Here is a 22,663-nt window from a genome sequence, read left to right on the forward strand (position 1 = left end):
TCGTCACCTCACGTCCTCGTCGTCTCGTACCGCCGCGGTCCGTCGAACTCCCAGGTGAGCCGTTCCATGTCGGCACACGCGTGCGTCAGCTCGGCCGGCGTCACGTCGTCGACGAAGCGCGCCGAGCCCACGCCGACGGGCAGCGGGAGGAGTTGCCGGCCGTCGCGGTGCCGCACCGTGTCCTCCAGTGCGTGCAGCAGAAGCTCCGGCGTGCAGACCGGATGCCACCGGGGAAGGCCCAGGTCACCCATCACCTGCCAGATGTGGCGGGCCTCGGTGGGGCTCACCATGCCGCGGTACTGGGCCAGCACGGTGGTGAGGGCCATGTCGACGCAGACCGCCTCGCCGTGCAGCAGCTCGGGGAGCGCCTGCATCTCGATCGTCGGCGAGAAGGAGTGCCCGTAGTCGACGAGCCGCTTCAGCTCCTGCTCCCAGAGGTTGGGCTGCAACTCCTCAAGCATCCCGTGGATCGCCCGCCGCATGACCTCAGACGCGACCTCGCCGGACCGGTCTCCGCCGGAGGTGCCCAGGCGGTCCCGGATGAGTTGGCGGCCGTGCCGGGCCAGCAGGTCGAACAGTGCCGCGTCCTTGACCAGGCCGATCTTCAGGATCTCCGCCAGCCCGTTGCGGACGTGCTTCTCGGTGAGCGTGGCCAGGAAGGACGGGTCGACCAGGGTCACCGACGCGGGGTGGTAGGACCCCAGCCGGTTCTTGTGGTGGTCGAAGTTGACACCGGTCTTCACCCCGATGCCCGCGTCCACCATGCCGATGAGCGTGGTCGGCACCTTCACGTACGGGGTGGCCCGCCGGTACAGGCTGGTGGCGAGTCCGACGATGTCGGTCAGCACGCCGCCCCCGATGGCGATCACCGGCTCCCGCCGTCGGGCGATGCCGAACGCGTCCATCGCCCGGACGACCTGGAGCGCCGTGTCGAGGGACTTGTTCGCCTCGTGGGCGTCGATGACGCACAGGGCGTACTCGACCCGCCGCGCCGCGAAGTAGTTCTCCAGCGCGCCGGCGTGGAGGCGGAACACCTGACGGTCCACGACGACGAGCCGCCGCGTCGCCGCACTCGGCCCGGACACCCCGGCACCGATCAGTGCGTCATTTCCCGGGTCGAGCAGACGCTGCGTGACCCGCACCTCGTAGCTCACCGTCTGGCTGGTGCTGACCTGCCATCCCGGCCGCTGCGATTTCGTGGTGAACAGACCCTCCCGCGTCGCGGGTAATGGCTGCCCCGAGCAATTCTTCTCGGCGATGACTCCGCCCTCCGTTCCGAAACGGCCGCCCATCCAGGACGATCAGAACCGTTCCATCATGCGGATCGCACACCATTTCGTCGACGCTTCCGCATATTCGAACATCACTCCGACCTCTCGAAGCTAGCGAGGCCGTCGCGACGTGCACAAGTGCAGTCATCGCAATATCTGGCTGCTCACCAAATAAACATCGGGCCGAAGGATCGACCGGTTCGGGCCATACAACTTTCGATACCGGAGGCGCACCTTTGATCCACTGGGACCTCCTCCCGCCGACGCATTGATCGACGCCGTCCACGCCGGTGCGGATGCATCGGCGCTGGGCTAGACTCATCCACCGAGATCGTTCCATGGGGTTCCGGCGCCAGCGGGGAGTGCCAATGGCCGGTTGGGCAGAGAATGGATCACCCGCGAGCCGGCTCGAATCTCGAAGGCCGCAGGTGCTGGCGGAGTTCGAACGGCGGCTGGACCACCAACACCTGACGATCGCCCAGCGGCGCGACACGCGGCACGCCGTCCTCGCCTGCGCCACGGACGCGCTCGACAACATGATCGCGGCGGTACGCGACGACGGCGAGACCCGGCCCGCGGACGGGTCGTCGTACGACAGCCGGGTCGAGGGTCTCCGGAGCCATCCGGCGGACGTCGCGTACGCCCTGACCGACTTCCTCGGCATCGCGGCGACGACCGCCGCCGAGTGCGTGACCGACTCCCCGCACCGGCTCGTGTCCGGCATCCAGGCCCTGACCGGCACGGTGTCCCGCCACGTCGCCAGGACGACATCGTCGGCCCGGCACCATCCGGTCGACGAGCTGCGCGAGGCGCGACGCGAGGAGCGGCGGCGCCTCGCCCGGACCCTGCACGACCGGCTCGGCGCGGACATCAACGTGGCGCACCGCCACCTCGAGTTGTACGAGATCCTCCACGCCCGGGACCCGACCCGGGCGCACGGCCGGGTGGTCTCGGCGCGGCAGTCGCTCGCCGTGGTGATGACCCAGATCAGACAGCTCGCCTCCGGCCTGCGGGTCACCGAGACGTTCGACGGCCTGGAGCGGAGCCTGCGCGACTTCCTGGCCTCCGTCGACACCGACGCCATCACACCCGAGCTGGTGGTGACCGGCGACGAGGGGCACCTGCCGCTCCTGACCAGAGCCGAGGTCTACCTCGTCATCCGTGAGGCGGTCCGCAACGCGCTTGTGCACAGCGGGGGCAGCTCGGTCTCGATCGCGATCGACATTCGACCGGGGCGACTCCGCGCGGTCGTCCGCGATGACGGGGTCGGGCTGAGCGCGGACGTTTCGTCGCCCCGGGGCACGGGTATGGCGTCGATGCGGGAGCGAGTGACGCTCCTCGATGGCTCGATCCGCATCGACAGCTCCACCGGCCGCGGCACGACGATTGAGATCCTGGTCCCCCACCAACCTTGACCCCATTCGACACGAAGATCGCCGTGGCCCGGCGCGGCGACCACCGCTCCGTGACACGGTTCTTTTAGCAAGACGCAGGGAAGTGGTCTGTGGAACTGAGAACGCCGCCCGTTCCGAACGGAGAAGTAAACCGCATCCGGATAGCCTTGGTGGACGACCACGCATTATTCCGGGAGGGCGTGTCCGAGATCCTGCAATTCGAGGACGACATCGAGGTCGTCGCCGAGGCCGGTGACAGCACCGCCGCCGTCGCCGCGATCGGCGAGACCAAGCCCGATATCGTGCTGCTCGACGTGGAGATTCCCGGTGACGACGTGGCAGTGACGGTGCAGCGCATTCGTACGGCCTCACCGAAAACGAAGACGATAATCCTCAGCATGCACGACGGTGGGGCGCTCGTGCAGCGGCTGCTCGGCCTGGGCGTGCAGGGCTATCTGCACAAGAGCGTGAGCCGTCTGGGGCTTCTCGCCGCGATTCGCGGCAGCCAGGTGAATGATTCGCACATCGTGGTGTCGGTTTCTCCGGGCAGCCTCGTGCCGAGTCGGGAGGAAATCGTCGCCCTCTCCGAACGCGAGCGCGAGGTGCTGCACCTGGTGGCGCACGCGATGAGCAACGCGCAGATCGCCAACCGGCTCGGCCTGACCGAGGCGACCGTGAAGCGGCACCTGCGCAACGTGTTCGCGAAACTCTCCGCGGTCTCCCGGCTGGACGCGGTCAACAAGGCGGTCGCCGCGGCGCTGATCGACCCCGCCCTGCCCGTCAGGGGACCCTCGGCGGCCCGACGACCGGCATGAACGACACCTGTCCCGACTTCTGCGACCATCATCCGGTGGAACAGGTGAGCAGCCAGGTCGTCTACCGCAACCGATGGATGACTGTTCGCGAGGACGTGATCCGACTCCCGGACGGCAGCCCCGGCCTGTACGGGGTGGTCGAGAAACCGGACTTCGCCCTGGTGCTGCCGCGGTGGAGCCGCGGGTTCTGGCTGGTGGAGCAGTACCGCTACCCGATCGGGCGCCGCGCCTGGGAGTTTCCCCAGGGCAGTTGGGGTGTCGGCAACGACGGAGACCAGCTCGCACTGGCCCGTCAGGAACTTGCCGAGGAGACCGGTCTGCACGCGAGGGAGATGCGCCACCTCGGGCACCTGTTCGCGGCGTACGGCTTCTCGAACCAGGGCTTCGACATCTACCTGGCCACCGGGTTGACCGAGGGCGAGCCCGACCGCGAGGTCACCGAGCAGGGGATGCGCCACCAGGCGTTCACCGATGACGAGGTCGCGGAGTTGATACTCGCGAAACAGCTCGTCGACGCGCCGTCTCTGGCCGCGCTGACGCTCTACCACCTGCGCTCCAGCGTGGCCGGCTGAGCAGACCCTGCTGCGGGGTTTCCGGATGCGCTACCACACGTTCGCGGACGAGAGCGACTGAGCCGACGAGTCCACAGTCGTAGGGCGGTCATGTCGGCGGCCGGCTGGTTCGTACCGTAGGACGGGGTCGGGCCCGGCGCGGAGGTGGTCCTCCGCGCCAGGCCTCGGCATCGAGTGGGTGTCAGCTGGCCGCGCAGGTGGCCGTCGTGCTCGGGCCGGTGCCGGAACCCTGGAAACCGAAGTTGGTCGACTGCCCGGCGCCGACGTGTCCGTTGTAGCCCACGTTGGTGAACCGGACGGTGCCGCTGGTGCCGCTGGCCTGGGCACTCCAGGTGCCGGTGACCGAGGCGCCGCCGGGCAGCGTGACGGTCACGGTCCAGCCGTTGATGTCCGCGGAGCCGGCGGTGACCGTCACGCTCGCGGTGAAGCCGCCGGTCCACTGGTTGATCACCACGGACGCGAGGCAGCCGTTACCGGTCGGCGGCGGGGTCGTCGGCGGGGCGGTGGTCGGCGGCGCCGTCGTCGGCGGGGCGGTCGTCGGCGGGGCCGTGGTGGGCGGGTTGGGCGCGCCGTTGGCCAGGCTGAAGGCCAGGTCGGGCTGGAACGAACCGGCCGTGTAGCGGCAGCCGTCCGCCTCCCCCGGCGGCTTCACCCAGAGGTACGCGTCGATGTTGCTGTCGCCGGTGTTGGTCGTCGGGTACTGCCCGATGCGCCGGTCGGTGTTGTCGTCACCGCACCAGTCCCCGCTGGCGCCCCCGTTGCGGCTGGTGTCGATGACCTGGCGCTTGCCCGAGATGCCCATGCCGTTGAGTGCGGAGATGACCGCCCGGCCGAAGTTGGCCTCATTGGAGGTGGAGTTGTAGTTCGACACGTTGGTGAAGAAGCCGTCGGCGTACTGCACGCCGGCCGCCCGGAGCCGGTTGGCCGTCTCACCCGCGCTGTTCCAGGTGGAGTGGCCGCCGTCGAGGTACACCCTGGCGTTGGGGTTGCCCGACTTGATGGTCCGGGTGGCCGTCGAGATCGCCTGGTTGCGGGCGTTGATCTCGGCACTGCTCAGGCAGGTCAGCAGGGCGAGCGAGTCGGTTTCCAGGATGATGATGACGGTCTGGTTGCCCAGCCCCCTGGCGAAGTTGGACACCCACGTCTGGTACTGGTTGAGGTCCGGCGCCCCACCGGCGCTGGCCCCGCCGCAGTCCCGGTTGGTGATCTCGTACACCGCCAGCACCGGGATCTGCTGCGCCGCGTTGGCGGCGCCGACGAACCCGGAGACCTCGGACTGGACCGTCGACGGGTTGAAGTTGGCGAACCAGCGGGCCTGCGGCTGACTCGCGATCTTGTCGCGGATGACTGCGGTACGCGAGTCGCCGGGGTTGGCGGCCACCCAGCGGATGACTGCCGAACTCGGGTCGCGGTAGAGCGATCCGGACAGCGCGCCGGCGGAGGCACTGCCGACGGCGAGGCAGACGCCGACGGCGGTGGCACCCGCGACGGCCGCCACGCCGGCCGCCGATCTGCGGCGAAGCGAGGAGAGGATAGCCACGACGTGTTGCCTCCTGATCACATCGATGTTTCCAAGTTTATGGGAGCGTTCCCATGGACGGTAGCGGAGGCGCGCGCCGCTGCCAAGGTGTACGGACCCGCCATTGAGGCAACGACCTGAATCTATGCGCTACTGGTCGGACGTGGGACTGACGTACCGAATATGGGTGTTTTTCGCATAAGGCCGGTTGATACGAGGAAGGCGCAACTACCGTCACTCCTGGTGGCGACAACCGATTTGTTGCCTTCTGCACCACATGCTACGTGCAGAGACACGGTGTACGGAGAAGGGCGAGGTAGCTCGATGTCCAACCATCTACACCCGAAGATGAGCGAGGCGGCAGCAGCCCAGCCGCGTCGACCGAAGGGGCGGCGGTCGCGCTGGCTCGTCGCCGGGGTCGCCGGCCTGACCGGAATGGCTGGGCTGGCCGCCTTCACGCCGGGGGTGAGCGGGGCGTTCGGGAAGAGCGGAAGCAGCCTGTCGAACGCCGCGACCCAGATCCTCGCCGAGGGCAGCCGGACCAGCGGCGACGACCACGGTGGCCAGGACCCGGGCGGCCGCGACGGCAAGGACCGCCAGAGGGGTGACGACCACCAGAAGGACGACGACCACCGCGATGGCAGGGGCGACGACGTCCGGGCCGTACCCTGCGGCGCCGACGAGTTGATCGCGGCGATCGTCCGGGCGAACGCCGGTCAGGGGGCGAAACTCAGGCTCGCCGAGAGGTGCACCTACACGCTCACCCGGTCCGCACCTCTCCCGCCCGTGCCCTTCGGCGCCGTCGGCCTGCCGATCATCACCCAGACGGTGACCATCGACGGCAACGGGTCCACCATCGTCCGCGCGGCCAACGCCATCCCGTTCCGGATTCTCGAGGTGGGATCCGGCGGAGACTTGACGCTGCGCGACGTCACCATCAAGGGCGGTCAGGCCGACAGTGGGGTCGGCGGCGGGGGCGGCGGCATCCGGGTCGACGCCGGTGGCCGGGCCACCATCGAGAACACCGACGTGGTCTACAACCAGACGAACGGTCCGGGTGGCGGCATCGCCAACTTCGGCGTCACGAAGATCCTCGGCAGGAGCGACCACCGCGAGGGCTGGGACAGCAAGGGCAAAGACAAAGACAAAGACAAGCACGGGGACGGCCGCAGCGACATCAGCAACAACAGCGCCGTGTTCGACGGCGGGGGCGTCCACAACAACGGCACCCTCACCGTGGAGAACACCCGACTGAGTTACAACAACACGATCGGGGTCTTCACCATCCTGCCGCTCGGCGGCGCGGGTGGTGGGCTGTCGAACAGCCGGAGCGCCGTGCTCCACAACGTCCAGTTGGACAACAACACCGCTGGCTTCCGCGGCGGTGGTATTCGCGGCGGGATCAACTCCACCACCGAGGTCACGAACGCCGAGATCAACGACAACAGGGCCGGCAGCGAGGGCGGCGGAATCTTCACCGACGGCACCTTCCACCTCACGCACGGCAAGGTCCACCACAACGAGGCCGGCCAACGCGGCGGCGGCGTCTACAACCAGATCGGCCAGTTCACGGCCGACGAGAGCCGGATCAACGAGAACACCGCCAGCACGAACAGCAGCATCGAACACGGCGGCGGCATCTACAACGGCAGTGGCACAGTCGTCCTGCGCCGCACGCAGGTCGACCGGAACAGGGCCGTGGGTTCGAGTTCGCAGGCCGGCGGCATCTACAACAACGCCACACTCAACCTCACCGAAACCAGGGTCACGGAGAACATCTCCACCCTGGCTCCCGGCGGGATCTTCAACGACGGCGGCCAGGTCACCGTCGACCAGAAGTCGGCCATCACCGCCAACCGGCCCACCAACTGCACACCCAGCGCGCCCGCTGTCCCCAACTGCTTCGGCTGATCATCGATCATTCCCGCAGTCGGATCGCCAGAGGTAACACGACAGGGCGGAACATCCGGTCCCGTACAGGCTCGATCACCACGATCGGACCGGTGCGGGACCGGATACCCGTCTACGCGCCAACCGGCGCGGTATCGACTTGAATGGTGGGGTGCGGGTCAGCAGGGACGGGCGGAGTTGGCGCATCGGCGCCGACGCCGACGTGGGATGGATCGCCGGTCAGACCACTGCCGGCTTCTCGATCACCACCGCCATCCCACCGATCTTCGCCGCGTACGCCACGACGTACCAGGCCGACGACGTCACCGCCGCCGACTACGAGCAGGCCCTGGTCGAGGACCTCAGCACGCACACGCCCGACCAGACCTGGTGGCTGGCCTACCTCGACACCGGCGCCCACGACGTCGTCTTTCCCCACGCCCCCCGCGTGTCGCTCTACTGGAACTGGCCGTACGTGCTTGTCGAGGCCGGCCCCGAGCAGGCCCTCACCTGGCGGACCGGCCACCTGCGACACGGCTGCGGCTCGCTACCCGACCTGTTCTTCCCCGCCGACCGCTCATGGCTGGTCTCCGCGCTCTGGGACGACACCTGGACCTGCGTCGGCGGCCCGGAGCCACTGATCGACACCCTGCACGGCGACCCGCGGACCAACGGCCGCCGGGTTCGACCCGACGAGGACGCGCTGCCACCGGGGCTGACCCGAGAGTGACAGCAAACATCTGACCTAATCAGGTCGGGCTCTCGCCGGGCCGCAACCTCCCGGACACGGCATTGACATCATTCACTGCGCGTTCTAGCGTCGGGACGAATCGATTCGGCGTCGAGCTGGGTGCTCCGGCGCCGTCCGGCGGTCGGTCACGTGGTGTTCGGGCACGCACGGTGCGGGCCACCAATGATCCGACGACCGACTGGTCCCGCGTGGGCGGCGAGACCGGTGGCAGCAGCCTGTGGCGACGAGCCGGTCGGGGCGTCGCGGGCACATCGCACCTGAGTCAGATCGTGTCGAGTGGCGGGAGCCCATCATGACAAGACGTAGACCCATCCTTGGATTACTCGCGACGGCGGCGGCTGTCGTCGTGACCGTGAGTGCGGGAGCACTGGCCGGCGGCCTGGGCACCACCGCGTCGGCCGCCGACATCGCACCCGCCGCGGCGACCGCCGGGTGCGGCAAGGCGCCCACGTTGACAAGCGGCCAGCGGTCCATCCAGAGCAGCGGCCAGAACCGTAGCTTCATCCTGCGGATCCCGGACAACTACGACCGGAACCACCCGTACCGGTTGATCTTCGGATTCCACTGGAACGGCGGCACCATGAACGACGTCGACGGTGGCGGCTCGGACGGGGCGGCCTGGTCCTACTACGGGCTGCGGCAGCAGGCGAACAACAGCACCATTTTCGTCGCCCCCCAGGGCAACGGCAACGGCTGGGCCAACCCCAACGGCCAGGACGTCACCTTCGTCGACAACATGATCAGCCTGATCGAGGCGGACCTGTGCGTCGACACGACGCAGCTCTTCGCGCTCGGCTTCAGCTACGGCGGCGGCATGAGCTACTCGCTGGCCTGTTCCCGGGCGAACGTCTTCCGCGCTGTCGCGGTCTACTCCGGCGGGCAGCTCAGCGGGTGCAGCGGCGGCACCCAACCCATCGCGTACATGGGGATCCACGGCCTCGGGGACTCGGTGCTCAACATCTCCGCCGGGCGGTCCCTGCGGGACCGGTTCGTCCGTAACAACGGGTGCACCGCGCAGAACCCGCCCGAGCCGCGAGCGGGCAGCCTGACACACATCACCACCACCTACTCCGGCTGCCGGTCGGGCTACCCGGTGGTGTGGGCCGCCTTCGACGGCGGGCACGGCCCCGCCCCGGTGGACGGCGGCGGCGACAGCGGCGCCAGGACCTGGACCAAGGGCGAGGTGTGGAGGTTCTTCACCCAGTTCGGCAGCACCGACCCGACGCCGACCCCGACCACGTCACCCACGACGTCACCCACCTCCAGCCCGACCACCCCGCCACCGGGCGGCACGTCGCCCCTGCGGAACGCGTCCTCCGGACGGTGCCTGGACGTCAACGGCGCCTCGCAGACCAACGGCTCGACGGCGATCATCTGGGATTGCCACGGCCAGAGCAACCAGAGCTGGACCTCGACCGCCGCCGGGGAGCTGCGCGTCTTCGGGGGCAAGTGTCTCGACGTCAGCGGCGCCGGCACCGCGAACGGCAGCTCGGTGATCATTTGGGACTGCAACGGCCAGTCCAACCAGCGGTGGACGGTCAACGCCAACGGCTCGATCACCGGCGTTGGTTCGGGCCGGTGCCTGGACGTGGTCGGCAGCGGCACGGCCAACGGCACGCGCGTCCAGATCTGGGACTGCAACGGCGCGGCCAACCAACGATGGGCCCGCAGCTGACCCCGACGAACGTCGCGGGACGGCAACGGTAGGTCCGGTGGGGCGGGGGGACCCCCCCCCGCCCCCCCCCCCCCCCCCCACCACCCGACCGGCCTGTTCACCAGCTTCACTCCAGCACTGCTCGGCTTGTCGACCATGCCGGCGCATCCACCTGGTGCTCCCCGGCGACGGCCACTGGACGGTGCTCGCTCCCGTCACCGAACGCGGTGAGGCCATCGGCCTGTTGGAGATCGACCTGCCCGACGAGCCGGACACCGCCACGGTCGCGGAGATCGCCCGCACCGCGCACGCGCTGGCGTTCGTGGTCATCGCCAACCGCCGGCACACCGACCTGTTCGAATGGGGGCAACGCAGCACCCCGTTCACGCTCTCCGCCGAGATCCAACGCCGCCTGCTGCCCGCCTCGTTCACCTGCGAAGCCGGCGCGTTCGCCCTCTCCGGCTGGCTGGAGCCCGCCGCCAGCGTCGGCGGGGACACCCTGCTCATCGTCGACTGGTACGGCGGCCAGGAGCGACGGTCGAGCACCGCTGGGGCGGACACCGCCCGCGCCAGCAGCTTCCCGTAGCGAGGGTGGTCACGACACCCGGGACGCCTCCTCGGCGTCGTCCACCGAGTCGAAGACGTCGATGACCCGGTCCACCGAGGTGATCGACAACACCGTACGCACCGGAGGAGCGACGCCGGCCAGGGCGAGCGAGCCGCCCGCGGGTGACGCTCACCACCGGGCGCGCGAAGAAGCCGATCGACCAGAGCCAGGGTTGCTCGGCGCTGTTGCCCAAGCCGAGCATGCGGGTGCCGACCCGGTGCCGACGAGCGAACTCCACCGCCTCGCCGGGGGCGACCTCGACGGCCAACCCTTCGGCCAGCAGCCCGTGCAGCAACGACGCACCGTCGACGCCGGGCAGCTGGCTTGCCGCCGCTTCGCATGCCGCCGGCACCGTCCAGAGCTGCTCGGCCGGTCGGTCGCCGGTGCCGTGCGCCAGCGCCCACAGGGTGAAGCGCTCGTCGTCCAACTCCCACACCTCGTCGCCGAGGCGGACCCGGTGATAACGCTCGGTCGAACCGGCCACCGGATAGAGGGTGCCGAAGAACTGCCCGACCGGCAGCAGCACGGCCCCCGCGGTTTGCGTCGTGGTCATCGCGACTGGTCCTCGTGCGGGGAGTCGCCGGCCGCACCGGGCCGGCCGGCCGGTGGTGCCACCACCTCTCCCCGCTCTCTTTTCGGCACGGTCACCCGTCCAGCATGTCGTACGACGTCGCCTCGTCGGGCCGCCCACTCGGCGGCCACCTTCTGCGGGTCACCGGTGCGAAACAGGGGCGGTTCGTGCAGCAGGAAGTCGCGGTGGCTGATGTTCCAGGCGTACGCGCCGGCCATGGCGAAGGCCAGCACGTCACCCACGCCGATCGGCCCGGCGGTGGTCGAGAAGGACAGCACGTCCTTCGGGGTGCAGAGTTGCCCGACCACGGTGACCGGCCCGCCGTCGGTGCGTACCGCGTCGGGCCCGCGCCGCCGGTGCACGGTGAACGGCTGCGGGTGCCCCTTCGCCGCAGGTGTGCGCAGGTGGTGGGTGCCGCCGGCCACCACCACGAACCACTCGCCGTAGGAGCGCTTCACGTCGACGACCTCGGTGAGGTACGCCCCGCAGTAGGCGGTGACCGACCGACCCGGCTCGATGCGCAGTCGCACCGTCGGGTGCGCGTCGACGACGTCGGCCAGGGCCCGGCCGTAGCCGGCCCAGTCGAACCGTGCCGTCGGGTCGGCGTAGTCGACGGCCATGCCCCCGCCGACGTCGACCTCGACCGCACCGACCTCGTCCGCCGCCCAGCGGACCACGGCGGCGGCGAGGGTGGCGGCGAGCGGGGCGTCCAGCCCGCTGGCCAGGTGGGCGTGGACTCCGCGGACGTCGATGCCGGCGGGCGGGCGGCGGGCACACTCGATGACGTCGGCCGGGTCCATGCCGAACGGGCTGGGCCCGCCACCCATGAGCAGGCTCGCACCGGGCGCGTCGACAGGCAGGTTCACCCGCAGCAGCACCGGGACCGACCGACCCGAGGCGACGGCCAGCGCGCCGAGTCGCCGCAACTCGGCTGGCGATTCGACGTGGATGCGGTGTACCCCCGCGGCGAGGGCGGCGGCGAGGTCCGCGTCGGTCTTACCCGGTCCGGCGTACGCGGCCGGGGCACGCCCCGGCAACACCTCGGCCAGTCTGCGCAGCTCACCACGGCTCGCGGCCTCGAACCCGTCGACCACCGGGGCGAGGGTCCGCAGCACGCCGGGCTCCGGGTTGGCCTTGACCGCGTAGAGCAGCTCGACCGGGCTGGGCAGCGCCGCCCGGATGGCGTCGACGTGTGCGGCCAGCGCGTCGAGGTCGTGGACGTAGACCGGTCGCGTCACCGGGGCCCGCCCATCGGGTTGGGCACCGGCACGAACGGCGCGGCCCGGTCCGCGTCGCGGCGCCACCGGACCAGGAGGTTCGCCTTGGCCACCAGTGGCTCACCGTCGAGCAGCGCGCGCAGCTCGGGCGGATCGTCGAGGTCGGCGGCCACCGCCTCGACGACGGCCCGCAGCTCCTGCCACAGCCGCCGTTCGATCCCCGGGCGCGCGTCGGCGAGGGCCCCGCAGATGCCACCGAGGTGATTGACGAACAGGCAGTAGACGATCCGCCGGCGGGCGTCTGCGGGACCGTAGCGGACCTGCGCCGGAACGCCGTCCGGCCAGGTGGCCCAGCGCTCGGCGTCGAGTTTCACCCCCTCCAGGTCGCGCAGCAGCACGCGTACCGGACAGCGGTCGCCGTCGAGCACGACGACCACGTTCTGTAGGTGTGCCTCGTGTACGACACCGTGGCGGAGCCAGCAGCGCAGCACCGCCGGCACCAGCAGCCCGACGTACGCCCGCCACCAGGCCACCGGATCCGGTGTCACGAGCGGCGTGGCGGCCAGCGCCGCGGCCAGCACCGGAGTGTCACCGGGACGCAGGTGCGGGCGCAGACCGTCGCGCAGGATCGTGCCGTACGCCTCGTCCGGGCCGGGCACGTCGACGGTGCGGTAGGCGGGCTCGGCGAGCAGGCCGACCCCGGCCGGCAGTGGCACCCGGGCCAGCAGGTCGGTCAGGGCCACCGCGCCGGTGAGTTCGTACCGGGCGTTCTTGCGCAGGCAGTTGGTGATCCGGACGTGCAGGCTGGTCTTGACGAACAGGTCGGCCGCCGGGGCGTAGAGGGTGCGGACGCTCGCCGTCGGCCGCACCGGCACGCCGCCCTCCCCCAGGTCACGCAGCCGTGGGTGGGTCGGCGGGAGCAGCGACAGCTGCCAGGGGTGCACCGGCAGGACGCGGTGCCCGCGGGGAGGCCGCGGCGGGTCGAGGGCGGCCACGAGCGGATCGAACGGCCCGGCGCCGGCGACCAGCTCATCCGGTACGGCCAGCCAGCGCAGCCGGAACGAGGTGCGCAGTTCCGGTGCGTACGCCCGCCACCGGTCCGGTTCACCGCTGCGCCACTTCGGGGTGGGGTGGTGCGGGTGGCCGAAGACGAGCGACTGCTCGGAGTCGACGTACGCGTCGATGGCCGGTTCGCCGGTGGGGGTGGGATCCTCGGCCGGTCGCTCGGCCAACAACCGGGCCACGGTGTCCCGACTGGCCCGGACCTGCTCGGCGAACTCGTCGTTGGCCAGGTCAGTACGACCGGCGAGTTCCGCCGCGACCAGACCGGCCAGCCCGTCGGCGTCCAGGTCTGCCCAGCCTCCGGTGTCGGTCATCCGCTGCACCGGGCCGGTGTAGCGGTGCGCACCGAGCGGTGAGATCCGCGCGACGGCGCAGCGCAGCGTGACGTGCAGGTGCCGCAGCAGCACCCGGGCGGCACCGTCGACCACTGCCGGCGCGCCGTCGGGCGGGGCGAGTTCGCGCAGCACGCAGCCGAAGACGGCGTGGGCGGCGGCCAGGTCGGCGAGCTGGCCGGTGGCGGTGGCCGGCCGGGAGCGCAACCGCACGCTCGTCATCGTGTCTCCCGGAGGTAGTTCGGGCCGGTACGCAGGTAGTACTTGTTGATGTCGGTGCAGCCCAGCCGCTGCTTGGGCAGCAGGGTGCCGGCGGTGAGCATCGCCTTGACCGGCAGGTGGGCGGCGCGCAGGACCCGTTCGGTGAGGATCCGTGCCGCCGGCCCGTCGGCCCACCGGTCGCGGGCGGCGGCGATCCGGGGCGCCAGCGCCTCGGCGGGGGACGGCACGAGCAGCCCTCGCGCGGCCAGGGCGACAAGCGGGGCGGCGGCGGCCAGGTGCAGGGTGATGGTGGTGAACACGTCGGCCAGCTCCTGCGGATCGCGTGCCCACATCCGGTCGTCGTCCAGGGCGAGCCCGCCCGGGCCGTCGTGCCGCACGTCGAGTCGCGCGCCGTCGTTGTCCTTGTAGAGCAGGCCGATCGTGCCGTCCGGGTGGACCAGCAGGTGGATGTTCTGCGGGTGTGCCTCCAGGGCGATGCCGTGGCGGAGCCACAGGAAGACGTGCCAGTCGAGCAGCAGGTCCAGGTAGGACTCCAGCAGCGCCACGGGCCGCTCGGGGCTGATCCGTTCCAAAACGGTGCCCGCGACCGGGTCGGCAGCGGCGAGGGCCGCGACCGGCACCACGTGGGCCCCGGCCAGGTCGCGGGGGAACCGGCGCAGCAGGAAGCTGCGCCGCTCGTCGCCGTCGACGTGCGCCCAGGTGCTCTCGTCGGCGTGCCGGATCCGGCCGCTGAAGGCGGGTTCGGTGCCGGCGATCCGGTCGAGCAACCCGGCCACGGCGGCCCCGTCGGCGAGCGAACCCGGGCGCAGGGTGCGTCGGTTGCGGGCGCCCAGGCTCGCGGTCGGTAACGGCAACTTGAGGTGCAGGTACGGGTCGTGGTCCAGCGCCACCGTCCGCATGGAGAGGGTAGGCCGCACGGAGATCGCCGGCCGGTCCGTCACCGGTAGTGCGGCACGGGCGGCGGTGATCGGGTGTGCCGGCAGCAGCAGTTGGTCCGGTCGCGGTGCGCGCGGCCACCAGGCCGGCAGCTCACCCGCGAGCCGGACGTCCCGGGCGGGTGCGGCGTACCAGCGCAGCGTGAGACGCGGGGCGTGCTCCGGGGCGTACCGGAGCAGGTCGTCGTCGGTGAGGCCGTGCCGGCACCGGTCGGTGGGGTAGACCGGGTGGCCCTGGTGGGCGGCGAGCACGTCGTCCAGGAGCGCCGCCGGCAGACCGGTCGGGGTGCTCGCGCGTTCGGCGGCCACCTCGGCGAACACCCGTGGCCGGTGCCGGGCCGCGAGTCGCCGGGCCAGCAGGTCGGCGCGGCACTCGGCGCCGAAGTCCCGCCAACCGGCCGCCGCCTCGGCGTCGTCCCGCGGGGCGAGCAACGTCAACAGCCCGGCCAGGGTGTCCGTCCGGTGGGTGACGCCGTCGGCCAGCACCAGCACCGTCGGCGCGGCGCAGCGCAGGGCCTGCTGGAAGCCGTCCACCCGCACCGGGATGCGCAGGAGGCCGGCGGGGTGCGGCGCCTGCCACCAAGCCGGCCCGTCCGGGCGGCCGGTGCTGAGCAGACCGAGGTGATCCTCGCGCAGCAGGGCGTCGAGCACCCGGGTGAACACCTCCCGCTCGCAGTCGTCGCTCACTCGACGATGGTCCACTGGAGGTCGTCGCGGAAGGCGGCCAACGCCCGCCGGACGCTGTCCTGGTCCGGGCCGATCGCGTGCAGCGCGGCGAGGTAGTCACGGTTCGTGCCGGTGTGCTCGGCGAAGTGGCCCACCGCGCGCAGCGGCCGGCAGCCCAGCCGGACCTCGCCGTGGACGGTGTCCAGTGGGCCCGGCGCGGCGGTGAGCCGGCCCGACCGGTCCGCGCAGACGTACTCGACCTGGGCGTGGCTGTCGACGGTGCCGGGCAGGCCCAGGGCGGCCACCGGCTCACCCAGGTGCAGCCGGATGACGTGCTCGAACAGCGGCACGCCGAGCAGCTCGGCGAGGATCAGGTCCATCCGGTCGCCGATGAGGCGGTAGTTCACCTCGATGAGCCGGACCCGGCCGTCGGCGGAGACGACGTACTCGGTGTGGCAGGCGCCGAGGCCGACCCCGAGCGCGTCGAGGCACGCCCGCAGTTGGGTGCTCGCCGGCTCCGTCGGGGGTGACCAGGCAAGGCTCTCCTCGGTGAAGGTCGGTGGCGGGCCGAGGGCGGTGCGCCACCCGCCGAGGGAGGCGAGCGTCGTGCCGTCACCGAGGGTTTCGAACGTCCGCAGCTCCCCGGCCAGATACTCCTCCACCACCAGGGCGACGTCCGGGCGCCGGCCGCGGATCTCGGCGACCCGGGCGAGCAGTTCGGGCCGGTCCGCCACCAGGTAGGCGTCCTCGCTGGCCACCCCCTCGCGGGGCTTGACCACCGCCGGGAACATCCCGGCCGAAACCTCCGGCGTGGTGCCGGGGTCGACGGTGACGGTGCGGACCAGATCGAGGCCGGCAGTCGCGATGGTCCGCCGGGCCGCGGCCTTGTCCTTGCAGAGACGGGCGGCGTCCGGATCCTTGCCGGGCAGGCCGAGCTTTCGGGCGGCGATCGCGGTGGCCTCCTGGAGATGGTCGCTGTTGGACAGTAGCGCCGCCGGCCGGTTCGGCGCCGTCGCCGCGACCACCGCGGCCGCGTCCCGGACCGCGCAGCGCGTCACCGGCGCGTCCGCCGGCCATTCGGTGGGCCGGTCGGTCAGCACCGTGGCCGACAGCCCCAGCGACTCCGCCGCCGGGAGGAACCCTTCCAGGACAGCGTCGGTGGGGTTGAGTGCGGTCAGATAGATCCTCATACCGCCTCCGTCGACTACCCGATGTCGCGATTAGGGTAGCCTACCCTTATTGGGCGTTCTCGATCACCATGGCAGACGGTCGGCGTCAGCTGTTGGCGTTCCAGAAACCGACGAGGGTAGCGGTCCACCAGCCGAGCTGGGAGAGGGTCGCGGCGGCGACGCCGGGGAGCAGGGCAGACCAGGGTGGACGGCCCCGCACCGCGACGAGTCGTTCCCGGACCCGGCCGAGGAACAGCCCGTTGACCCCGACCAGCAGCACCGCGAGCAGCTTGACCCAGACCAGCCCGGACGACGTGTCCGGGCCCAGGGCGGCGCCGCTGGCGAGCAGACCCACCAGGCCCAGCCAGATGAGCAGGTGCGCGGCCCGTGCGGCGGTCAGCACGGTGCCGAGCGGTTCCCGGCGTAGCAGCCAACGGAGGCTGAACCAGTCCACCGTCAGCACCGCGCCGAAGCCCACCACCAGGCAGGTCAGGTGGCAGAAGAGGGCAACCATCCGCCAACCCGGCGAGAGGGTGACGTGTGGCGCGGCGAGGATCGCGAGCAGCCATCCGACGCTGACCGTCAGGATCGAGGTGGTCACGGCGGCGCGCCCGGCCGCGCGACGGTGGCCACCGCGCCAACCCGCCGTCGGTGTCGAGACGAACGCGTCGGGCGGCGACGTTCTCCGCGTACGGTGCGTCGCACGCCGAGCGGGGCGGGCGACGTCCGACGTGCCGGCGCGGTGCGTCGCACGACGTGACGCCCGCGACGAGGAGATGTCGGCCTGCAGGTCAGCTGCCCGCATCGGCCGGTCCGGTGGGCGGCATGCTCAGTTGACCCGCGCTGCCTCGGGCGCGCCGGGCCGAGCGTCCAGGGTGCTCAGCTCGGTGGTGCGCGCCTGCCGGATGCGGCCGGCAAGCGCCTTCAGCTCCGGACTCCCACCGGCGGTCTGCTCACCCCGGCACAGCACCACGGTCTGCGCGAGGTGCGCTCGGAGCAGAGCAGCCGCCCGGGCCGGCACCTCGGCGTCCGGCGCGCCGCGCAACTCGGCGAGACTGGCCTCGGTGACCATGCCGGGCATCTGGTGCCCCTCGTGGATGTTCAGCTCCGGAACGTTGCCCGCGGCCAGCAGCCCACGGAGGTCCCGCAACTCCGCCTGATGAGCCTCCCGGACCTCGCCGAGAAGGGCCCGCAGCGACGGATCCGCTTCTGCCGGCCGGGTGTCGAGGTGCTCGATCAACGCGAGCACACCCTCGTTCATCGGGATCAGCAGTTGGATGAAGGCGTCATCGGTGCCGTTGAGCAGCACGGGCGCGGCCGTCACCGGAGCGGCCGACCCGGCGGTGGGCGGCTGGTCGGGGCTGCCCCAACCCTGGGTGAGACCGACGGCCAGCGCCGTCGCGACCAGGGTCACGGCGACGCCGACGATCCGCCAGGCGCGGGCGGTGAACCCGTGGCGTTCGCCGCCGGTCTGGTGCGCGTCCATCCGTCCGCCCCCGCTCATCGGGCGGCTTGGAACGCGCGGCCGACAAGTGTCGCCTCGGTCCCGGTGCTGAACAACCCCGAGCGGTCCTTGTCCGTGGCGGGCAGGCCGAACCACGCGTACCGCTGCACGTAGGGCAGTTGACCGAGCATGGCGGTGGCCGCGGTGAGGAAGGCCGCCTGCTGCTCCTGGCTCGGGAACTGTTGGCCGCCACCGTCGAAACGCATCAGGGCGAACTCGGTAAGCCAGATCGGTTTCCGGTACCGCTGGTGGACCGCCTGCAGATACTGCCGGAGCTGGTCGACGGCGGTGGTGCTCGTGAAGTCGGCGCCGAACCAGTGCAGCGTGACGAAGTCCACCCGGTGGCCCCGGGCCTGGGCGCCGGTCATGAACCGGTCCAGCCAACCCTGCGGATCCGGTGCGCCCCACGCCACCGCCGGACTGCCCAGCCTGCTGCCCGTCGCCATCAGCTGCGGCCACAGGTCCAGCGCCTGCTCGACTGTCATGTTCGCCTGCTCGGGCAGGTCCGGTTCGTTGAAGGTGAGCAGATCCGGCCCCGCCGCCTTCGCCCGGGCCAACTCGGCGGCGGTGACGTTCTCCGCGCCACGGATCATGGGCACGAACGTCACGCCTCGCGGCGTGCTGATGCCCGGGTGCTGGGTGCCCCACGTGTAGTACCAGCCGGCCTTCGAGTTCGCCAGCGCCTGACTGGCCCCGGCGAAGTTCCACACCCCGACACCCTTGCGGGCGGAGCTGACCGCCGGGGCGACCGGAGCCTTCGACGACGGTCGGGCGCTCGGCGACGGCGGGACGCTCGGCGAGGCGACCGCGGTGGGCGCCGCGGACGGCGGCGCGGCCCACGAGGGTGCTGGTGGATCCTCCGGCAGGATCACCACCGCCGTGCTGATGGCGAGGACGGCCGCGGCCACCCCGACGGCGAGAGAGGGGAGCAGGCCACGAGGCCGGTTCACCGCGAGGTCGAGAGCGCTCGGACCGCCGCCCCCGTCGGTGGGCACACCACCGGCTGGGCTCTGCCCGGCGGCGTGCCCGGCCGTCGCAGGCTGGTGCCCGACGGCCTGCACGCCGGCCGGAGACGCCGCCGCACTCGGGAAGTGGGCGCTGAGATCCGCCGGCAACGGCAGCATCGGCAGTCCGGCGAGCAGCCGGTCGATCGGCAGCAGGGTGGTGCCCAGCCGGCCACAGAACGCGCAGTCGCGGACGTGTCGGGCCAGTCGCTTGCGCCACAGCGGGCTGGGAGTGCCATCCCAGTCGGCGGTCACGGTCCCCAGGTCCGGACAACCAGGGCGGGCGCGCAGCGCGCGGACCACGCCGCGGGCGCTCTGGATCTGCTCCTTCATCCGGTGGATCCGCACCGCGACGTGTCCGGGCGACAGGCTGAGCGCGTCGGCGACCTCGTCGCGGGTGATCTCGCCGGTCTCCTCCAGCCACCACAGCGAGAGCAACTCCTGGTCATCCGGGTCGAGCCAGCGGGTCGCCTCGGCCACCTCGCGTCGCTGGTCGGTGAGACCGAGCCGGAGGATGGTCATGCCGGCGAAGTCGGAGGCGGGGTCGGGCACGTTGTGGATGACGTCGAGCCCGGCGTCGCGGTTGAACGCGACACGTCGGCGCTGTTCCCAGTCACGCACCTGGCGAATGGTGATCGCCACCAGCCACGACCGGTACGCGGCCGGGTCGTTGAGCGCGGGCAGGTGCCGGATCACCCGTACCAACGTCTCCTGGACGACGTCGTCGACGTCGGCGTGGCCCCGCAGCGCACGCCCGACGATGTTGTAGACCAACGGGAGCGAAGCCGCGACGACGTCATCGAGGGCGCGCTGGTCGCCCTGTCGGGCCGCGACGACCACCCCGACATCGGGTAGGGCTCGACCGGCTGACGGCATGGCTGTCACTCCTCAGGTGCTGATCCGCGCGGACCCGCGCAGTGTGCGCTCACCGCCCTCACGTTCGGAGACTGGCACCGACGGGCCGGATTACCGAAATTCTCGGTAACCGGCGGGTCCGCCGCGACCCGGGGGCGTCGGCGGCGCGTGCGGGTGGACGACGCCGGGTATGGTGCGGGGTGTCGGTGTCGCCGGGCGTTAGCCCGTGCACGAGACACCCTGATCGGGCGCCCCTGTGCGCGCCGCACCGTCCCGAGGTCGCACGGCGCGAGTGCCGTGGCTCGGACGCTCCCCTTCACCGAAGACAGGATCCTGCATGACATCGAACGACAACGCTCGACCTGCCCTGTTCCTCGCGACGTCGACGGCCGACGGGTCCGACGGGTCGGTGGCGACCTTCGACGGCAGCGAGGAGGCCATGCACCGACTGCGCCACCCGTTCGCGGTGCAGCCGGCCCCGCAGAGCCCGACCGCCGGCGACGACGGCAACCGGCGCGACTGAACCGGCGAGCCCCAGCCACTCATACTTTTGGCTAGTAATTAATAATCCTTTCGGGTAGGGTCCGGGTCATCAAGTGAACGACATGACGCGGTGGCGAGGCCCGTGATCGTGGCCTTGCGACAGCGCACCTTCGCCCGTATGTGCGCTCCGGCGACAGGCCGGTTCGGAGATCTTCCGGTCGATCCGATCGACGGGCAGGTTTGGGAAGGACCATCCCCATGGCCAGCATCGTCGGCACCGCCACCAGCACCCGCGTCGAGCAGCAGCGCACCGACCAGAGCCCCGACGACCTCCTGGCCGCCCTGGCGGCGACCGATGCGAACGACCCGCACCGCCCGGCCCTGCGGGACCGCGCCATCGAGGCGTGGCTGCCGCTCGCCCGGCACCTGGCCCGCCGCTACTCCGGGCGCGGCGCACCCGACGAGGATCTGGCCCAGACCGCCTCGGTCGGGCTCATCAAGGCCGTGGACAACTTCGACCACGGCCGGGGCGTCGACTTCAGCGGGTACGCCATTCCCACGATCATCGGCGAGATCAAGCGATACTTCCGGGATCGCACCTGGGCGGTGCGCGTGCCCCGCCGCCTCCAGGAGCTGCGCCTGTCCATCAGCGCGGCGAACAACGCGCTGACCCAGAGCCTCGGTCGCTCGCCGACCGTGGCCGACATCGCGTCGCACCTCGACCTGTCCGAGGAGACCGTCCTGGAAGGGCTGGAGGGCGCCCGCGCCTACCGGGCCACGTCGCTGTCCACCCCGGTCGGGGCCGACGGCAGTCGGGAGCTCGGCGACACCCTCGGCGGCGACGACCACGAGTTCGACCTCGTCGAGATCCGCGTCGCCCTCGGCCCGGCCCTCGCCACGCTGCCGGAGCGCGAACGCCAGATCCTGACCCTGCGCTTCTACGGCAACCTGACCCAGGCCCAGATCGCCGACCGGGTCGGCGTCTCGCAGATGCACGTCTCCCGACTCATCACCCGGTCGTTGGCGGCGCTGCGGCACCACCTCGCCGACCTCGACCACAGCGCGTTCTGAGGCTGGCACCACCGCTCGACGGCTCAGAGTTGGACGACGTGACCCACCCGTGGCGGCGTACGACCGCCGAGGACGTCGAGCCACGCGCGCTGGAGGGCCTCCGGCCCGGCACCGACCTGGACGTCGAGCCACCCGCTCACGATCGCGGTGAAGCGCTGCCAGGCGGCGGTGAACCGCTGGTCGAGGCCGGCCCGGCCCCAGTCCTGGGCGCGCTTGCGCATCTGCACCGGCGCGAAGAACACCTCTTCGGCGGCGTCGGCGTTCGGCGTCTGGTTGGTGAGCCCGACCGCGATGTCCCGGACGAGGCGGTCGCCGAGGTGCCGACGCAGGGCGGCGCGGGTCGCGGGTGCGCCGGACAGGTCGAGATAGACGGTCGGCACCGCGTCCAGAGCACCGATGTCGTCGTACGAGACGACCTCGTCGTAGCAGCCGAGCGAACGGGTGAAGGCCACGTTGCCGGGTGCGGTGAGCCCGACCAGGCGCGGCCCGCGACCGCGCAGCTCGAACGCGGCGGCGTACGCGGTCTTGCTCGACGCCGACGACAGCAGCAGCGCCTCGGCGCCGTAGAAGTCGTTGTCGACGACCTGGTCGGCCAGCATGAACGAGGTGAAGAACAGCGGCCGGAACAGGATCAGCAGATCCTCCTGGTCGGGCTGGTACGCCGGGTCGCCGGTGGTCGACCGGTACGCGTTGTACGGTGACGGCAACTCGGCCCGGTGTGGGCTCGCGTCGCGGAAACCGGACGCGTCCACCCGGCTCGGCCGCACCAGCAGGTGGCCGGAGGGCGGGAGGTAGCCGTAGACCCGCTGCCCCGCCTCGACGCCCTCGACCGTCGACGTGACCACCTCGGCGAAGCCCCAGAGCGGCGGCAGGCCCCACTGTGGCCCGAGCCCGACCGACGCCGGCGGAAAGAACTCCCAGTAGCGCATCGCGTCACCGAGCACCGCGTAGGTCACGTTGTTGGCGGTGAGGCCGACCCGGTCCACCCGCAGCAGCGCCTCGCCGTCGGCCACCGCGGGCGGGGTGCCATCGACGAGAGTGGTCTGCCCGAGGTCGTCACGCGCCACGGCGAAGGTCCATGAGTCGGCCATGAGGTGAC

Annotated in this window: 20 protein-coding genes; 9 read left to right on the plus strand and 11 right to left on the minus strand. The window is 71.4% G+C overall.

Annotated features, from left to right (window positions below; genetic code table 11):
* Positions 1-8: 8 nt before the first annotated feature.
* Positions 9-1,292, minus strand: coding sequence for a sedoheptulose 7-phosphate cyclase (locus tag ACGFIQ_RS06320; RefSeq protein WP_393239916.1), 1,284 nt, complete (start codon positions 1,290-1,292; stop codon positions 9-11).
* A gap of 407 nt (positions 1,293-1,699) precedes the next feature.
* Between ACGFIQ_RS06320 and ACGFIQ_RS06325 the strand changes: the two genes are divergently transcribed.
* The 3 genes from ACGFIQ_RS06325 to ACGFIQ_RS06335 all read left to right on the plus strand — a co-directional run bounded on the left by ACGFIQ_RS06325 (position 1,700) and on the right by ACGFIQ_RS06335 (position 4,052).
* A complete protein-coding gene (locus ACGFIQ_RS06325; protein WP_393239919.1) occupies positions 1,700-2,686 on the plus strand; it encodes a sensor histidine kinase in 987 nt (328 codons plus the stop codon).
* Positions 2,687-2,775: 89 nt separating this feature from the next.
* A complete protein-coding gene (locus tag ACGFIQ_RS06330) occupies positions 2,776-3,480 on the plus strand; it encodes a response regulator (protein ID WP_393239922.1) in 705 nt (234 codons plus the stop codon).
* 35 nt (positions 3,481-3,515) lie between these two features.
* Positions 3,516-4,052: an NUDIX domain-containing protein gene (locus ACGFIQ_RS06335; RefSeq protein ID WP_393239925.1), complete on the plus strand. Its 537-nt coding sequence runs from the start codon at positions 3,516-3,518 to the stop codon at positions 4,050-4,052.
* 181 nt (positions 4,053-4,233) lie between these two features.
* On the opposite strand, the gene ACGFIQ_RS06340 is transcribed toward ACGFIQ_RS06335, so the two are convergent.
* On the minus strand, positions 4,234-5,592 hold the full coding sequence (locus tag ACGFIQ_RS06340; protein ID WP_393239928.1) for a glycoside hydrolase family 6 protein: 1,359 nt from the start codon (positions 5,590-5,592) through the stop codon (positions 4,234-4,236).
* Between the two features lie 303 nt (positions 5,593-5,895).
* Here ACGFIQ_RS06340 and ACGFIQ_RS06345 point away from each other — a divergent pair, with 303 nt between their 5' ends.
* From ACGFIQ_RS06345 to ACGFIQ_RS06360, 4 genes are all read left to right on the plus strand, one after another.
* Positions 5,896-7,482 carry a hypothetical protein gene (locus tag ACGFIQ_RS06345; RefSeq protein WP_393239931.1) on the plus strand — a complete coding sequence of 529 codons (1,587 nt, stop codon included), beginning with the start codon at positions 5,896-5,898 and terminating at the stop codon, positions 7,480-7,482.
* Positions 7,483-7,633: 151 nt separating this feature from the next.
* A complete protein-coding gene (locus ACGFIQ_RS06350; RefSeq protein ID WP_393239933.1) occupies positions 7,634-8,191 on the plus strand; it encodes a hypothetical protein in 558 nt (185 codons plus the stop codon).
* A 313-nt stretch (positions 8,192-8,504) separates the two neighbouring features.
* Entirely contained in the window at positions 8,505-9,887 is a 1,383-nt protein-coding gene (locus ACGFIQ_RS06355) for a lectin (RefSeq protein WP_393239936.1), read from the plus strand.
* A gap of 154 nt (positions 9,888-10,041) precedes the next feature.
* Positions 10,042-10,452, plus strand: coding sequence for a hypothetical protein (locus ACGFIQ_RS06360; protein ID WP_393239939.1), 411 nt, complete (start codon positions 10,042-10,044; stop codon positions 10,450-10,452).
* On the opposite strand, the gene ACGFIQ_RS06365 is transcribed toward ACGFIQ_RS06360, so the two are convergent.
* The 8 genes from ACGFIQ_RS06365 to ACGFIQ_RS06400 all read right to left on the minus strand — a co-directional run bounded on the left by ACGFIQ_RS06365 (position 10,370) and on the right by ACGFIQ_RS06400 (position 20,031).
* Positions 10,370-11,026, minus strand: coding sequence for a hypothetical protein (locus tag ACGFIQ_RS06365; protein ID WP_393239942.1), 657 nt, complete (start codon positions 11,024-11,026; stop codon positions 10,370-10,372). The genes ACGFIQ_RS06360 and ACGFIQ_RS06365 overlap by 83 nt on opposite strands.
* Positions 11,023-12,282: an alanine racemase gene (locus tag ACGFIQ_RS06370; RefSeq protein ID WP_393239945.1), complete on the minus strand. Its 1,260-nt coding sequence runs from the start codon at positions 12,280-12,282 to the stop codon at positions 11,023-11,025. The genes ACGFIQ_RS06365 and ACGFIQ_RS06370 overlap by 4 nt, the downstream gene beginning before the upstream one ends.
* Complete coding sequence (locus ACGFIQ_RS06375) at positions 12,279-13,877, minus strand: IucA/IucC family protein (protein ID WP_393239948.1); 1,599 nt, start codon at positions 13,875-13,877, stop codon at positions 12,279-12,281. Before ACGFIQ_RS06375 ends, ACGFIQ_RS06370 begins: the two co-directional genes overlap by 4 nt.
* A complete protein-coding gene (locus tag ACGFIQ_RS06380) occupies positions 13,874-15,499 on the minus strand; it encodes an IucA/IucC family protein (RefSeq protein ID WP_393239951.1) in 1,626 nt (541 codons plus the stop codon). Before ACGFIQ_RS06380 ends, ACGFIQ_RS06375 begins: the two co-directional genes overlap by 4 nt.
* A complete protein-coding gene (locus tag ACGFIQ_RS06385) occupies positions 15,496-16,668 on the minus strand; it encodes an acetyl-CoA carboxylase biotin carboxylase subunit family protein (protein WP_393239954.1) in 1,173 nt (390 codons plus the stop codon). The genes ACGFIQ_RS06380 and ACGFIQ_RS06385 overlap by 4 nt, the downstream gene beginning before the upstream one ends.
* An 85-nt stretch (positions 16,669-16,753) precedes the next feature.
* Positions 16,754-17,452 (minus strand): hypothetical protein, encoded by a 699-nt coding sequence (locus tag ACGFIQ_RS06390; RefSeq protein ID WP_393239957.1) that lies wholly within the window; start codon positions 17,450-17,452, stop codon positions 16,754-16,756.
* A gap of 24 nt (positions 17,453-17,476) precedes the next feature.
* Positions 17,477-18,151 (minus strand): DUF305 domain-containing protein, encoded by a 675-nt coding sequence (locus ACGFIQ_RS06395; RefSeq protein ID WP_393239960.1) that lies wholly within the window; start codon positions 18,149-18,151, stop codon positions 17,477-17,479.
* Positions 18,148-20,031, minus strand: coding sequence for a sigma-70 family RNA polymerase sigma factor (locus ACGFIQ_RS06400; protein ID WP_393239963.1), 1,884 nt, complete (start codon positions 20,029-20,031; stop codon positions 18,148-18,150). The genes ACGFIQ_RS06395 and ACGFIQ_RS06400 overlap by 4 nt, the downstream gene beginning before the upstream one ends.
* Before the next feature lie 316 nt (positions 20,032-20,347).
* Here ACGFIQ_RS06400 and ACGFIQ_RS06405 point away from each other — a divergent pair, with 316 nt between their 5' ends.
* Positions 20,348-20,533: a hypothetical protein gene (locus ACGFIQ_RS06405; protein WP_393239966.1), complete on the plus strand. Its 186-nt coding sequence runs from the start codon at positions 20,348-20,350 to the stop codon at positions 20,531-20,533.
* A gap of 218 nt (positions 20,534-20,751) precedes the next feature.
* Positions 20,752-21,564 (plus strand): RNA polymerase sigma factor SigF, encoded by an 813-nt coding sequence (locus ACGFIQ_RS06410; protein WP_393239969.1) that lies wholly within the window; start codon positions 20,752-20,754, stop codon positions 21,562-21,564.
* A gap of 23 nt (positions 21,565-21,587) precedes the next feature.
* Here ACGFIQ_RS06410 and ACGFIQ_RS06415 read toward each other — a convergent pair whose 3' ends face one another.
* On the minus strand, positions 21,588-22,655 hold the full coding sequence (locus ACGFIQ_RS06415) for a DUF2855 family protein (RefSeq protein WP_393239971.1): 1,068 nt from the start codon (positions 22,653-22,655) through the stop codon (positions 21,588-21,590).
* Positions 22,656-22,663: the final 8 nt, after the last annotated feature.

The organism is Micromonospora sp. NPDC048898, from assembly GCF_043198035.1.
Lineage (GTDB): Bacteria > Actinomycetota > Actinomycetes > Mycobacteriales > Micromonosporaceae > Micromonospora.

Bases quoted from the DNA above. Each gene is read 5' to 3' on its own strand.
- ACGFIQ_RS06320 (WP_393239916.1), bottom strand. From the start codon at position 1,292: ATGGGCGGCCGTTTCGGAACGGAGGGCGGAGTCATCGCCGAGAAGAAT.
- ACGFIQ_RS06345 (WP_393239931.1), top strand. From the start codon at position 5,896: ATGTCCAACCATCTACACCCGAAGATGAGCGAGGCGGCAGCAGCCCAG.
- ACGFIQ_RS06355 (WP_393239936.1), top strand. From the start codon at position 8,505: ATGACAAGACGTAGACCCATCCTTGGATTACTCGCGACGGCGGCGGCT.
- ACGFIQ_RS06365 (WP_393239942.1), bottom strand. From the start codon at position 11,026: ATGACCACGACGCAAACCGCGGGGGCCGTGCTGCTGCCGGTCGGGCAG.
- ACGFIQ_RS06375 (WP_393239948.1), bottom strand. From the start codon at position 13,877: ATGACGAGCGTGCGGTTGCGCTCCCGGCCGGCCACCGCCACCGGCCAG.
- ACGFIQ_RS06385 (WP_393239954.1), bottom strand. From the start codon at position 16,668: ATGAGGATCTATCTGACCGCACTCAACCCCACCGACGCTGTCCTGGAA.
- ACGFIQ_RS06390 (WP_393239957.1), bottom strand. From the start codon at position 17,452: ATGCGGGCAGCTGACCTGCAGGCCGACATCTCCTCGTCGCGGGCGTCA.
- ACGFIQ_RS06395 (WP_393239960.1), bottom strand. From the start codon at position 18,151: ATGAGCGGGGGCGGACGGATGGACGCGCACCAGACCGGCGGCGAACGC.
- ACGFIQ_RS06400 (WP_393239963.1), bottom strand. From the start codon at position 20,031: ATGCCGTCAGCCGGTCGAGCCCTACCCGATGTCGGGGTGGTCGTCGCG.
- ACGFIQ_RS06405 (WP_393239966.1), top strand. From the start codon at position 20,348: ATGACATCGAACGACAACGCTCGACCTGCCCTGTTCCTCGCGACGTCG.
- ACGFIQ_RS06410 (WP_393239969.1), top strand. From the start codon at position 20,752: ATGGCCAGCATCGTCGGCACCGCCACCAGCACCCGCGTCGAGCAGCAG.
- ACGFIQ_RS06415 (WP_393239971.1), bottom strand. From the start codon at position 22,655: ATGGCCGACTCATGGACCTTCGCCGTGGCGCGTGACGACCTCGGGCAG.